Genomic DNA, 14,151 nt, shown 5'->3' with positions numbered 1-14,151 from the left:
GGGGACGCGCGATAACGGTCGTCCTTAACTTCGTGACCTCATTGCAGTAGGACTGTTGCCGAACGCTGCCGGACTTTGCTACCGAAACCCAAGCTGCCTTTGTCGCACGCCGTGGTGGCATGGGCGCATTTGACTAGGTATCGGCATTTGCCTGGACTTTTTGTTCGGGCCTGGAGGGCGCCCGGATGGCATTTCGATTTGTTCATACGGCCGACCTCCATCTCGATTCGCCACTGCGCTCGCTCGCACTCAGAAATTCTGAACTTGCCGAGCTTATCGGGGATGCCAGCCGGCAGGCCTTCACCGCGACAGTGGACCTTTGCCTGGCAGAGCGTGTCGACGCTCTCGTGATAGCCGGCGACCTTTACGATGGCGACCAGACCTCGATGAAGACGGCGCGCTTTCTGGCCGTCCAGATGACGCGCCTCCATCAAGCCGGTGTCAGGGTCTACATGATCCGCGGCAACCATGACGCCATGTCGCGAATTACAAAGCAGCTGGTCTTGCCCGACACGGTGACTGTTTTTGGCGGCCGCGGCCAATCCGTGATTCAGCCTGGCGCTGGAGTGGACGTCGCGTTCCATGGGCTGAGCTTCGCCAGCCCAAAGGCGCTCGAGACCCTGCTGCCCAAATACGCCGCCCCGCAGGAGGGAGCTGCGAACATCGGCATCATGCACACGAGCCTGGCCGGCTCCCCAGGCCATGACGTCTATGCACCCTGCGGCGTCGCCGACCTGCACAGCCACGGTTTTGATTACTGGGCGCTTGGCCACATTCACGTTCGGCAGGTGTATTCCGGCGCGAGCACGCTCGTTATGCCAGGGATTCCTCAGGGGAGAGATATCAACGAAGCCGGCGAGAAGTCGGTCACGCTGGTGACCATTCGTGATGATCGCTCTGTCGAGATCGAGGAGAGGCTCACTAGTGTCGCGCAGTTCGAGCGCGTGAGCGTCGACCTGACCGGGGCGTTGGAATGGAGCGAGGCCATCGCCCGCATCCGATCAGGGCTCGATCAATCCCGGGAGGCTACCAAATCCCGCTACCTTGTTGCCCGCCTTGGCCTGATCGGCGCTTCCGCGCTTTCATGGGCTATGATCCGCGACCGGGACTTGGTTGTCGCAGAAGCCGAACAGGCCGCGGAACAGGTGGGCGACACCTGGGTGGAGAAGCTGGAGCTTGATCTTTCAGCTCCCGCTGTCGGAGATTCGGGAAATGTTGCCGATCCAACTTTGGAACTCGCTCAGTCAATGCGGGCCAATACGAACTCGGAAGCCTTTCGAGCCGAAGCGCGAGAATTTGTGTCGAAGACGATCGCGGACCTGCCGCCCGATGCTCGCGGTTTCGCCGGCAAGGACGAAGCGGGGCTTGAACAGTTTCTCAACGATGTGTTGGCACGCGGCGTTGACGTGGTCACGGCGGGGCTCAAGGCTGGTGCAACGGGATGAGGTTGCGGCGCCTTGATCTGACCCGCTTCGGCAAGTTTACCGATAAGTCGATCGACTTCGGAGAGAAGCCGGTTTCGGGCCCCGATCTGCATATCGTTTTCGGCCTGAATGAGGCGGGCAAGTCGACGGCGCTTTCCGCCTACCTAGATCTGCTCTTTGGCATCGAGGAGCGCAGCCGCTACAATTTCCTGCACGAATATAGCTCGATGCGCATCGGCGGACTGCTCGAATTCGAGGGACGGACGCTCGCCGTTTCGCGCACCAAAAGCCGCAGCAACTCACTGCACGATGCCGAAGGCAGGCCGCTGAGTGAAATTGCCATCTCGGCTCACCTCGCCGGACTGTCCCGCGAAGCCTACAGCAGCATGTTCTCACTCGATGACGAGACCCTGGAAGCAGGGGGCAAGGCGATCCTTGAATCGCGTGGCGATCTCGGCAAACTCCTTTTCACCGCCAGCGCCGGGCTTGGTCATGCCAGCGATGTTTTGACTGCATTGGAAACGGAAGCAGATAGCCTCCACCGAAAACAGGCCCAGACCACGGAAATCGCCCTGCTGAAGAAGCGCTTCGCGGAACTCAAGTCACGCAAGGAGACAATCGATACCCTGGCCTCCACCTTCGAGGCGCTCGAGGCGGAACGGGTGGAAGCCCAGGACAGGTATGACCGCAGCCTAGCTGAACGCTCGGCATTGTCGACGCGTCTCGCCACAATCGACCGATATACCCGCGCCGCGCCGCTCCTCGCGGAGGTCAAGCGCAAGGCGGCCAGATTGGCTGAGCTGCCTGACATTCCGTCTCCTCCCAGAACCTGGAGCGGCACTGTCGCGGAATTGATCGATCAAGATGCGCGGCTGAGAGCTCGCCTCCAGGCCAATGGCGATGAGATCGATCGGGCGAAGGCAAAGATCGAAGCAATCGCTGTCGACGACGCTGTGCTGGCGATCTCCGAACAGGTGCGCGGACTTGCCGATCGCAAGGCGCGCTATGTGGCCGCGGGCATGGATCTGCCGACCCGAAAGATGGAAGTCCAGATGCTCGACCAGGTGGTGGCGAACTGTCTCGCCGCGCTCGGAAGGTCGGCCGAACCGGATCCGTCCCGGCTCATCCTGCCGGCGTTTGTGGTCGGCACGCTTCGCACCATGGTCGAGCAACGCTCCGGCATCACGACGAGCTTGCGGATGGCTCGCGACGAAGCCGCCGCCGCGCTCGACGGGCTCAACGCTGCACGAGGTCGCGTTGGCGAGGAGAGGGCGGTGCCCGAGCCCGCAAGGGCCAGGCTGATGGCAGCCATGTCGCAGGCGAAGGCCAGCAGTCACGCACGCGAGATAAGAGAGGCGTGCGCGTTGGAGGACGAGGGGCAAGCAAGGCTGTCGGATGCGACGCGGCGCCTCCAGCCGTGGTCGGGAGATGCGGACGCACTTTCGAAGATGCCGGTTCCGACAGCCACGCACATTGCTGCGTGGAAAACGCTGGGCGCGGATCTTGGAAAGGATAAGGCGGTCTTCTCCGAGCGTCTGGCCGAGCATGAACGAAGCCGGTTGGCCACTTCGTCGCGCCTGGCCGCAGTCACCGCCCCGGTCGATCTCGCCGACGATGACACGGCGGCGGCCCTGCGACGCGCGCGAGATGAAGCCTGGCGAACTCACCGGGCGGATCTCCAGGCCGGAACGGCAGATCTCTTTGCCGCAGCGTTGGCCAAGGACGATGATGCCGGCGCGGCTCGCTTAGCCCATGCGGGCGAGCTGGCAGATCTGGGCGCAATCAAGCAAAAGGCGGCCGAGACGGAAGCCGCCATTGAGCGTATCAGCGGCGAACTGGCCGGGGTGGCCCGGCGCGTGGAAATGGCGTCAGCTGAAATCACGCAAATGGCGAGCGCATTAATCGATGAGTCCCAGGCGCATTCGCTCGACCTGCTGATCGGGCTTGTCGAGGAGCGCATTTCCGCCCGGGCTGACGCGCTTGACGCATGGGACGAGATCCTGCTTGCACACGCAAGGATCGAGCGCGCGACAGCCGAAGCTGAGCGGATCCATCTCGGATTGGCCTCGGCCCTCCAAAGCGTTGGAATTCAGCCGGAAACCGGTGAGGCACTGGAGGCAATGGCGGTCGCCGCTGACCGCTTCCTGGACAGACAGGCGAAGGTCGATGCGGAGCGCGCGGAGGCGCTGAGGAGCGTCGCCGCGAAGGAGGACGAACTGGCGGCGAGGCGGCTCGCGGTCGAAAATGCCGAGAGGCGAGATGATGCATGGCAGGCCGAGGTCAAGGAAACGCTGAAGGGCACCTGGCTCGAAGAAGGCATCGCCGGGTCCGGGCTTGGCAGCGTGCTCAATCAGTTGTCGGAGCTGTCAAAGGCCCTGCAGGATCGTGAGGCCATGCGTATCCGCATCCGCAAGATGGAGGCGGACAGGACTGCATTCGCTGAAGAGATGGCCCGTCTTGGTGCGCAGACCGGCGAGCGTGCCAGAGACGACGCCCCAGAACAGGTAAGCTTCAGGCTGTCAGAACGTCTGGAGCAAGCCGAGCGTGCCTGTGAGGCGAGGGCAAATCTACTCCTTGATGTTCAAAAGTTGCAGGACGTTCGAGAGGCACTGAACGCTGAGGCCGCGGCACGGGAGACAACAAAGCAGGAGGTGCTCGACGCCTTTGGAGTGAACACTCTGCCCGAGGTCATGGAGCGCGATGAACAGCTTCGCGAGCGAGACGGCCTGCAGAGGGCCGTGGCCGAGCTTCAAGAACGATTGACAAGCGAGCTCGCCCTCGGCGACTTCATCCAGGCGCAGTCGTTGCTGGAAGGCCTCGATCTCGATGGGCTCGCAATTGAAAAGGCGGAGGTCGAGCGGCGACTCGCCGACCTCGATGAATCACTGCAACAGCAAATCGTCGGGCGAACCCGGGCGACCGACAAGCTCGATGCGATCGGCGGCGACAGCGCGGTTGCCCGCATCGATGCCGATCGTCGCACCATCCTTCTCGAAATCGAGGAAAAGGCCGTTCGCTACATCGAATTGAAGCTTGGAGTGATGTCGGCGTCGAGCGCGCTTCGGGTCTATCGCGAACGTCACCGCTCCGGAATGATGAGCGAGGCCTCCGACGCCTTCGCACTGATCACGCGGGGCCAGTACACAGGCTTGACGACCCAGCCGGTAAAGGGCGGCGAGGTCCTCATCGCGACACAGCGGGATGGCCAATCGAAGGTCGCGGACGCTCTTTCGAAAGGCGCGCGCTTCCAACTCTACCTGGCTCTACGCCTCGCCGGATATTACGAGTTTGCCAAGCTTAGGCCGGCTGTTCCGTTCATCGCCGACGACATTATGGAAACGTTCGACCATCTGCGGTCGGAAGAAGTTTTCCGGTTGTTCGGTGAGATGGCCAGCGTCGGCCAGGTGATCTATCTCACCCATCACCAGCACCTATGCGACATCGCCAGGGCCGTCATCCCCAACGTCGCGATCCATGAGCTTGGGTGATTTACGCGGCGTCATTGTCGTTGGCCCGTTCTCGCGAGGCAAGCCGGATTGTCAACGACCGCTTCGCGCCTGATGTCAGACGTTCAGTCGGTGACGAGACCATCCTCAAGGTTATACGTCAGAGTTCTTCAACAGAAGCCTGCTAGAGGAAACTGCCGACACGAAAGTTGAGCTATGGCCCTCAATTCACGGACATCACCACCGCGTCGATCTCGGCCATAAAAAAGGCTTTCTTAGAGATCCCAGCTTCAGATACCTTGCACGTGCAATACAATGCTCAGTGGCGAATGCTACGCTGCTGCGCCTGTGCGAGGAACGATACCTTCTCAGTGAAAATGAGACGAAGCTCAAAACTCGGGGGGCTGATTTGTTGAATACGCAGACGTCAGATCAAGAGACGCAAGCGCATACCATAGGGTTTACAGTCAGACTGACCCAAGACGATTTGGACCCTATCACACGCTCTTGGCGGTGTCCGGCCCTTGAGTTACCCGGCGCATCACTTCAAGAGGTCTACGCCGATGGAGAACGGATCGACCCTGAAAAATACCGCGTTGTAAGAAACCAAGTCCGCTGGATTGGCGAGAAGCCACCTGAAAAGCTCGCTGCCGTTGTCAACGTCGACAGCGAAACCAGTGAAGAAGTCTTTCAGAGCAGGAACGAGGCGAAAAAAAACGAGGATTGGTGGAGGAAATTTGGAACCATCGTTCCTCTCATCACGGCCGCCCTGGCGGCGGGGGTATCTCTCTATTTGAGTAAGGGCCCTGCACCATCGCCGCCATCGCCGACGCCGCATACGTTGACTATGAGAATTGCACCGGTCGATTTTGATAAGCGCATGCCCTCTCCAAGGATTTCCGTGAACGAGCAGGTAATTGCGACGCCCTATATGACATCACTGAACACAGACATGTCGGCTCTGATAGATCTATCAGACAGTGTGAATTTGGTGGACGCATTTGTCACTCGCGATAAACGAACTCGAGAGTTTCTGGCGAAGGTTGTTCAGTCTCTGGCGAGCGTCGATGATCCCCTGACAAAGGCATCGAGCAACATCATCGACTCGTGTCCCGGAGGGGGTCACGGACAAACTCCGGGTAATGGACCAGCGACCATTGGTTTGATCAACAGCGCAAGGGACGCCACGACACAACTCAAAGCGGAGGCCGACTCGCTCGCCAATGAACAAACTCCAAAATAGTCGACAGGCATCACTTGTTCAACAGTTGACGACGGCCTGGTGAACCACTTGGTTCGTACGAGGAAATCGGCCTGTACCGACGCATCCACATCATGCCTTGAATGCGGCTTTACCGAGGAGGAGAAGCTGCAGTTTGCAGGAGTGGCAGCCGCAAGTAGGCTTGGGACCGAGACGGCCGATGATCGTGCCGGACAGGATGAGCGAGCGCTGTTCGCTCGACTTGTCGCGACGCCCCAAGCACATCCGGCTGTTCCGGGTTCTGGCCGTTATAGACGCCTTCACCCGGGAATGCCTGCCGCTGGTCGCCGTCAGGCCCGCGTGGCCCGGGAACGGGACGCCGTCATCGCCCGTCGCGGTAAGCCTGGCTAAGCCGGCGCCGCCTAACGCGCATTGGAATGCCGGGCGTGTCGCGGAACTCCCGACTGCCCCTTGCCTCTCTACACCGCCCGGCATCAAATGGTCGCCGACCCGCGGCTATCGAACTGCGTGCCAGCGCCGCGAAATCAGTAGCATTTCACGCTGGCTTCACGGCGGATATGAAAGAAGCGCCTGAGGGTTGGGGAGGTTAAGCATGAATGCTCATCGCGGGACCGGCACCGCCGGGCCGACTCTGAGGGGCGATGTTCGAAGCATCGCCGCCACTGTCGATCCGCGCCAGGTGGAGTTCCGCAACTTTGGTTACGCGGGCGGCGCGGATGAAGCCAAACTCTATCATGGCCTGGAGACGCCTTGGGCCACTCAGTGCCTGCTTGCCAAGCTGCTGCGCCGAATGAGCGCGCCACCCGCCTTAGCTACCGACACAACCAACGAGCATATCCCCGCCGGATATACTTATCTCGCTCAATTGGCCGCACACGACATTATCCGCAATTCGTCGCTCAATCCTCTGCTTGCGGCCAACGAGGCCGGTCGTCGCAACGAGCGCGAGCAGGCACTCCTGCTCGACGTGCTTTACGGCGAAGGACCATCATCGAATCCCAGTTTGTACGCCTTGCCGAAGCCTGGTGAGGGCGTCAGGTCGATGATGCGGACCGGCCCGATGGCACCGCCCTCAGCGAGTGCCATGGCGATGCCTGCGGGCGCCTGTCCCTTTGCCTTGCGCGACTTGCCGCGTTTCCAACCGGCAGATCTTAGCGATGGGTTCGAAAATGGACGAACGGACGTCTTGGTCGGCGATCAGCGCAGCGACGACAATGCCAACATTGCGCAGATGACGGCACTTTTCCTACACCTGCACAATGCAGTGGCGGCCGCACTTAGCGCGAGCGGACTGCCCAGACAGGATATTGAACTGCCGGCCGGTGCATACCTTTTCGACCGGGCACGGCGCGTGACGACGGCGGTTTACCGCTGCGTGCTCCAAAATGACTTGCTGCCGCGTCTCATCGCCAAGCCAATATGGGACCTCTACCAGGCAAACGGATTCAGGCCGCTGGTCGACATGCAGCCGCAAGGCGTTCCGATAGAGTTTTCCCACGCGGCATTTCGTCTGGGCCACGCCATGATCAGGCTGTCTTATGTGTTTAATGATCAGCATCCGGAAGGGGAGGGGCTAGAGAATGTCCTGCTCAATCGCTCCTCATCGCGTCCGCACAAGTTCCCGATTTCTGAACACTGGATCGCCGACTGGTCGCATTTCTTCGAAATCGCGGGGTCCACGCCGCAGTTCAGTCGACGTATCGGGCCGACCGTCAACGAAGTTCTGCTCAGCGCCTACACCATCCCGATCCTTTGCGTTGGCCCCGATTCCAAAGCACTCGACTCCACTGCGGCGGGTCTGCTGAACCAAGTCGACAGGGGGGCTCTGCCTGATCCAAATGCTTCCGGACTTTTGTTCAGCGATTTGGTACGAGGCACAATTGGCGGCCTTCTCAGGCTTGATGCTTTGATCGAAAAGCTTCCGCAGACCGTGCTGGCAACCGCACCGCTGCTCGGCGAGGCGACAAAACGGAGCCAGGCGATTCAATCGTGGCTTCAAGGTTCGACCGTTACCTTCACAGCGGCCGAGTTGGCTGAATTGGCCGAGAATCCTCCGCTGTTGTTCTGGTTGTTGTTTGAGGCGGCGATCGAGCAGACCGGGCTGTGTTTCGGCACTACTGGGTCGGTGATTGTCGGCGACGTCTTCATGGCAAGGTTTGCCGCCTCGCGCGCCACAATCGAAGACGATCCGATCACGCAGGACCTCGTTGCCCGGCTGTTTCCCACGGGCATTCCGCGAACGATGCCCGATCTGATCGTGTTCGTCGCCAACACGCTCAACCTGAGCAATGCTTGGCCCCGCTTTATCAGCCCGTCCACAACTCCTGGAGCTTAACATGGCCGACCCCATCGACAATTTGGACGCCTTCCCCGAACCGATTCAAACCCTTAACTTCGAGGCAACCGGCCGCAAGGTGGTGCAATGGGCACAAGATCCCAGCACCCGCCCGCGCGACTTGGCCGAGTTCAAGGCACAACTGGATGGACTCGTCGTGGTGCCCGAGCGCTACAAGGAAATTCAGATCGTTCAGGGATACGATCACGTGTTCTTCCTACGATTGCCGCCCAATAACCAGGTGACGCAATCGCAAAAGAAGCTCCAGACAGAACAAGGCGGCATGGGCGACTACGGCATTCCCGAATTCTATTTCGATGCCATTCTTGAAAAGGTGCCGTTCAACCGCGACAGCTTCTTTTATTCACGCATCGCCGACTACACCATTCGGGGCTGCCGATAGGCCGGGTCTCGGCAACGGCTCATGGTTGACGACAATGCCGGCTCCGGCGAGCCCTCGGCGCAGTGTCTCGAGGGCCTCTGAGCTGCAGATCGGAAAGCTGTCCATGAGCCACGTGCCGACGGCGCCCGGCTCCGGCGGGGTATACCCAAACCACCCTGTCTTCAGTTGTGCCACAAATCGGTCGGCCTCTTCGTGCGCGGCCCTCTCGTGGCCGAGCAGGGCGAGAGCCGCAGCCTTCCAGCCGCCGATATAGGACACGCTGTCGGCGGCGCGCTCGGCCGCTTCGACGCAACCGGCATAGTCGCCAAGTAGGAACCGCACGCCTGCCTGATAGCTCCATTGTAGTCGCGAAACCCCGAGCCCGGTCTGCAACGCCAGATCAGCTATGCGGTGGGCGTTCTCGCGATCATCGCAATAAGCAAGCCCGAGCGATGCGGAGACTAATGTCCATGGGTCATTGCCGTTGAGTTCGCAGGCTAGAAGGAAGCTGATGGCCGCCTGCTGCGGGATGCCGTTCATGGCGTACGACCACGCCAGATGCAACTGGCTTCGAGAATCTATTGGATCGATCTTGGTCGCTTGCTTGGCAAACCTCAGCGCTTCCGCATGGCGCTCGCGCCGACGGCCGATGCCAGGAAAGATCAGATGCCGCGAATTGATGATGCCGGCCAACCCGGCGTGAGCGGCAGCGAACTGTGGCGACTCCGCGATGATTGATCTGAACAGCGCCTCGGCCCGTTCCTCAGACTCAGGGCGCCACTGAAAGATCAGTTCCTGCGCTCTCAGCCAGCGGTCGAACTGCTCCAGAGACAGGTCCGGGATGCTGGCGATCTGAACCAGCCGTTCGGACGACATGCTTACACCGAGCGCTACGGAGACGCGGCGGATGAGCCGCTGTTGGGTCTGGTACCACTGGCTGTTCTCGATGACGAACTGCTCGCTCCAGATGTAGCGCCCGGAGGCAAGCTGCTTGAGCATCATACTGACACGCAATGTCGGCCCGTCGAGAAACGCGGTTGCCTCGATGCAATAGGCATTCTCAGTGAGGCGGGGCGGATGTCCCTCCCATTCCATAACCGCCCAGTCGCGGAATCGCACCAGGGAGGCGACCAGTTCACTGCGGAAAATACGCACCGCAGTGCGCGAGCGGACGGAACCGCTCACCAATTCGAACTCCCGCACGAACAGCAGCACGCCGGCGGCGGGCTCTTGCAGCCGTGGCGCCTGAGACCCGAATGCCTCAGCGGCGATTGCGGTTCCAGTCTTCCTGTCCGCGCAGCCTATCGTGCCGAGCTTGATGTCACTGACCAGCGCCTGCGTGGCGGCTGAAGGTTCGCTGTCGAACTCTGTTTCAAGCAGGTCCCAAAGGCCCTTATAGGCCCTCAGGGCGGTTGCCTGGTCGCCCATGCGAGCCGACGCTTCCATAACTGCCCGGCACCCGATCTCGTTCGTCGGATCGAGATTGAGCAGGGCTTGTCCGGCTCGCTTCAGCGCTGGCCAGTCTGCCGCGGCTTTGGCCATCGCTTCCAGACATGCGATGAATTCATCCTGAAGACATTGCCGCTGGACAAGGACCCAATTCCGAAACGAAGGGTCAATGTCGTCCAGGCCATTGAGAAAGCTTTCGGCGACACGCTGCCTCTCCAGAAGGACGGGTGGAATCCGGCCAGTATTCAGATCGTGCCTGATCTCACTCACATCCACCGTGACGAGCGACTGCTTCAGCGTAACGTTGAGCCGGTCTCCGAAAAAGACCCCTTCGGCTTCGGCGAGGCAGGCCTTGAGATCGACTACGGTTTGCCTAAGCGAGGCCCTTGCCCGCTCCTCGTCCGATTCACTCCAGAGCAAGCCGCAGATACGCTCGCGTGTTTCAAAGCCATGGGGACTCAGGGCAAGGTACGCAAGGACGGCGCGCGACTTGCGGTTTCTCAAGGCGATGTCCCGTCCAAATTGGCTCAGCGCTACCTTGTCAAGTGTCGTGACGCTGATCTGCGGCGCAGTCCTCTCTGGGGATTTGTGCCCGATCATCTTTGCCCCGCAGCTCCCTGCCTCATTCTATATCAGATCGGCGCGGCCGCTTGGGCCAGCCTGATCAATCAGGGAACGAAGCCGGCGTGATTCGAACGGCGACGGAAAAGGCTGCAGCCCTGGGACGAAGACTTTGGCGACGGGAATGTCAAACATCGGCGTGGTCAGATCTACAGCATATACGCGGTATTGCTTTTTAAGCATTTCGCCAACCAACGATACGAAATTCAAGCCTTTCGCGCCATTTTTATTCGCTAGCAGTCCGCTGGACAATTGTGAGACGAGATCGGTGGCGGTGGCGCTAAACATCTCTGGGCGCTCTGCCTGCAGGCGCTCGCTCTCGGCCAGGCTCTCAACTCCTTGTTCCCTGCGCTTCATTGCTGCCACGTCGAGAGCTAATTCCATCTGGCACATTTCGAGCAGCGCGGCTCTCAGGGCGTCGCCCGCCTCCAGCCTGCAAGCCAGCCCGACCGCCTGGTTGCTCCCCTCGGCGTCGAAGGATATTGCCGCGACTACAGGGGCGGGAAACTCAGCCGATATGTCGAGAAACTGGGTGCATCTCCCGAGCCTTTCCTGCCTGATGCGCGCGAGCAGATCGAGCACGCCCGCGTTGGCAAGCGCTTCCAGTCCGATCAACTGGCCGCCGCGTCTGCTGCGCCACCAAGCGGCTGCCGCATCGCGCTCGATCGCTTCCAAGAGCGCCGAGGTCAGCGCAGCCTCGTGGGTTATCCCTGCGGCGCATCCGCAACTAGTTACCCAAGTGCCTCGGCTCGCGCTGCGGATGAAAAGTGTCTCGGGCAAATAGCCCTTTCGACCGTCGTCCAGCCGGCGCACGGGCACCCACCGGCTAGTTTCACCGAAACCAGATTGCACACGGAAATCGTCCAGGTGCTCAGCCAACCGAGCGTCCTGCCAATGGCTTACACCATCTACTATCGCGTGGTTCATCGTCCCGCGCGGCACATGCCATTCGCTATGATATTCGATGCCCTCGCCGATGCAGGCCTCGAATGCGCGCCCCAGCGTGAGGCCGACACCGCTGAAGCTGGCAGAACTGGCTGAGGCCGACTCTCCCCAGTTGCCGTGTACCTGCGCCCCAAAGAAGTAAAGCCCCGGTGCGTAGCGGGCGTGCAAGCGGAACAAATTGCCGATAGATGCCGCAGCGGACAATAGTCCTTGGCGGTTACTCGCGAGCATCAGGTCTGGATCTGTATCGCTAGAGCCAACGTAACCAAGCGCATTAAGCAACCCACGCGCCATTGCAGCCTGCTCAGGCGCCAATTCTTGTGGCCGCGAACAAAATCGCGCTGCCAGTTCAAACGCATTAGGGGCGGTCAATCCACCATCCTCGCTGTTGAAGAAAACCTCTCCCTATTGTCTGCCACTTTCGCTTACGATTTTTATCGACAGAACGTTGCGCAAGGTGATCCGATCTCCGCAAAAGACGGGAGCTAAAGATGGCCGCCATCTCACGCTGATTTCACGCTAGCTGGTCTAATGGTCAATGCAAGGTCGTCTTGAACGCCACGGAGCTGGATCACCCGAACTGGACGCAACGAGACGACTGACGAACGGCGCAAATTCGTAATCCTCCCGGAGCGCCGCCGCGGGGCCATGACCGGAGGCGGGCGGTTGTGCCTCGCGGCCCGCTGGGAAGCGGCGAAGGCCGATTCTTCGAAATAAAGCCACCCTTCAACTAGGCATTGACAGACACGGAGATTAACAATGGGAACACATGGAACCCCGCCCCGGGGCATTGGTGCGACACGATCGCCCCTGTTCGAAGGCCGTTTCGGCCGCATGTTCCGGAATCTGGCGCCCGCTACGTTCGGGGAAAACGACGCACAGAATCGGCGCAACCTCAAGGCGCTCGGCTCGGCCATGTCTGCTGGCATCGACGAACCGAAAGATGGGCTCGATGCCGAGGAAAGTGGCATTCCTGCGCTTTACACTTACTTTGGCCAATTCGTCGACCACGATATCACTTTCGATCCGGTCAGCACCTTGCGCAAGTCGCTCGACCCAGATGGCCTGGTGGATTTCCGTACGCCTAGCTTCAACCTGGACAACCTCTATGGTCGCGGCCCGGCCGACCAGCCATATATGTACACAGGCGAGGGCCGATTCCGGCACGGGGAGGAATTGACAGGAGCCGGCGGCCATTCTCGTCACGATCTGCCCCGCTTCGGCGGACGAGCCATCATCGGCGACCCGCGCAACGACGAGAACAGTCTCGTGTCTCAGTTACAGGGGCTGATGCTCGACGTGCACAACCGGATGGTCGATGACAATCCGGGTCTGGACTTTGAAGCCATTCAACAGCTTGTCCGCTTCCACTATCAATATGTGGTCGTGAACGATTTTCTGCCCCGGATCGTTTCGGCGCCAGTCCTCAACGCGCTCAGGACCGACGGCCACTTTGATCAAAAGCTCTTACGGTACTTCCACTGGCGCAACCTCCCGTTCATGCCGGTGGAGTTTTCGGTCGCCGCCTACAGACTTGGCCATTCGATGGTTAGGCCCGGCTACCGGCTGAATAATGACAAACTGCTGCCGATCTTCCCGCGAGCTCACGAACCACGCGAAGAAGCTCTCACCGGGTTTCAGGCGATGAGATCAGGGCGCGCGCTGGATTGGGGCCGATTTATTGACGTTGACGAGCGTCCCGGTGGAACAAATTCCAACACGGGCGACTCAGCAAACAAGCATCGTCTGCAATTTGCCTATAGGATCGACACCTCCCTGGTAGGCTTCCTGCACGACTTGCCGAAATCCGTGGCGGGTGATCCGCCGGCCTCGCTCGGCGAGCGCAATCTCCTGCGGGGCTGGCTGCTCGGCCTGCCGTCCGGCCAGAGCATTGCGCGCGCCATGCGCATCGAGCCGTTGACCGATGAGGCCATCCTTATAGGCAAGGCAGTGGACGCTCCAGAGGATGGAGATGTCGTCGGCCCAATCATAAAGGCGGTCAACGCCAACGGTGGGGACGGCAACGCCTTTGCCGGCAACTGTCCGCTTTGGACCTATGTCCTTGCCGAGGCGGCAGCAAACAGGACCGACGTCCCAATTCCGGTGATAGGAGGCGGCACCCGCTCGACGCCGCAGCTTGGACCAGTTGGCGGTCGGATCGTGGCGGAGGTCTTCCTTGGTTTGCTGTTTGGCGACGGCAGATCCTACCTGTCGCTCGATCCTTTGTGGAAGCCCGTGAACGGGGCAGCCTTCAGACTGAAGGATCTGGTCTCTTACGGCCTCGGCATGGGGCCGTCGCTTCGCTACCGGTAAGGGCCCGCAATTGG

8 protein-coding genes are annotated in these 14,151 nt (G+C 60.4%); 6 read left to right on the top strand and 2 right to left on the bottom strand.

What is annotated here, in order from left to right; genetic code table 11:
- The first annotated feature begins 185 nt into the window (after positions 1-185).
- From FJW08_RS21310 to FJW08_RS21290, 5 genes are all read left to right on the top strand, one after another.
- Entirely contained in the window at positions 186-1,445 is a 1,260-nt protein-coding gene (locus FJW08_RS21310) for a DNA repair exonuclease (RefSeq protein WP_140812156.1), read from the top strand.
- Complete coding sequence (locus FJW08_RS21305) at positions 1,442-4,912, top strand: YhaN family protein (protein WP_140812155.1); 3,471 nt, start codon at positions 1,442-1,444, stop codon at positions 4,910-4,912. The genes FJW08_RS21310 and FJW08_RS21305 overlap by 4 nt, the downstream gene beginning before the upstream one ends.
- Positions 4,913-5,192: 280 nt before the next feature.
- Positions 5,193-6,113, top strand: a complete 921-nt coding sequence (locus FJW08_RS21300; RefSeq protein WP_140812154.1) for a hypothetical protein — start codon at positions 5,193-5,195, stop codon at positions 6,111-6,113.
- A 571-nt stretch (positions 6,114-6,684) separates the two neighbouring features.
- On the top strand, positions 6,685-8,427 hold the full coding sequence (locus FJW08_RS21295; RefSeq protein WP_140812153.1) for a peroxidase family protein: 1,743 nt from the start codon (positions 6,685-6,687) through the stop codon (positions 8,425-8,427).
- A gap of 1 nt (position 8,428) precedes the next feature.
- A complete protein-coding gene (locus FJW08_RS21290; RefSeq protein ID WP_140812152.1) occupies positions 8,429-8,830 on the top strand; it encodes a hypothetical protein in 402 nt (133 codons plus the stop codon).
- On the opposite strand, the gene FJW08_RS21285 is transcribed toward FJW08_RS21290, so the two are convergent.
- The gene (locus FJW08_RS21285) at positions 8,792-10,858 is read right to left on the bottom strand and encodes a BTAD domain-containing putative transcriptional regulator (RefSeq protein WP_140812151.1); all 2,067 of its coding nucleotides are present in this window, start codon (positions 10,856-10,858) and stop codon (positions 8,792-8,794) included. The genes FJW08_RS21290 and FJW08_RS21285 overlap by 39 nt on opposite strands.
- 27 nt (positions 10,859-10,885) lie before the next feature.
- Complete coding sequence (locus FJW08_RS21280) at positions 10,886-12,196, bottom strand: YcaO-like family protein (RefSeq protein ID WP_246682476.1); 1,311 nt, start codon at positions 12,194-12,196, stop codon at positions 10,886-10,888.
- Between the two features lie 387 nt (positions 12,197-12,583).
- Between FJW08_RS21280 and FJW08_RS21275 the strand changes: the two genes are divergently transcribed.
- Positions 12,584-14,137 (top strand): heme peroxidase family protein, encoded by a 1,554-nt coding sequence (locus tag FJW08_RS21275; protein ID WP_140812150.1) that lies wholly within the window; start codon positions 12,584-12,586, stop codon positions 14,135-14,137.
- Positions 14,138-14,151: the final 14 nt, after the last annotated feature.

The organism is Mesorhizobium sp. B3-2-1 (assembly GCF_006439515.1).
Classification (GTDB): Bacteria; Pseudomonadota; Alphaproteobacteria; order Rhizobiales; family Rhizobiaceae; genus Mesorhizobium.
Note: the sequence above shows the minus strand (reverse complement) of the source record. Positions and strands in the feature narration are given on the sequence as shown.

Excerpts from the sequence above, each read along its gene's own strand:
- FJW08_RS21290 (WP_140812152.1), top strand. The coding sequence starts at position 8,429 with ATGGCCGACCCCATCGACAATTTGGACGCCTTCCCCGAACCGATTCAA.
- FJW08_RS21275 (WP_140812150.1), top strand. The coding sequence starts at position 12,584 with ATGGGAACACATGGAACCCCGCCCCGGGGCATTGGTGCGACACGATCG.
- FJW08_RS21310 (WP_140812156.1), top strand. The coding sequence starts at position 186 with ATGGCATTTCGATTTGTTCATACGGCCGACCTCCATCTCGATTCGCCA.
- FJW08_RS21295 (WP_140812153.1), top strand. The coding sequence starts at position 6,685 with ATGAATGCTCATCGCGGGACCGGCACCGCCGGGCCGACTCTGAGGGGC.
- FJW08_RS21305 (WP_140812155.1), top strand. The coding sequence starts at position 1,442 with ATGAGGTTGCGGCGCCTTGATCTGACCCGCTTCGGCAAGTTTACCGAT.
- FJW08_RS21285 (WP_140812151.1), bottom strand. The coding sequence starts at position 10,858 with ATGATCGGGCACAAATCCCCAGAGAGGACTGCGCCGCAGATCAGCGTC.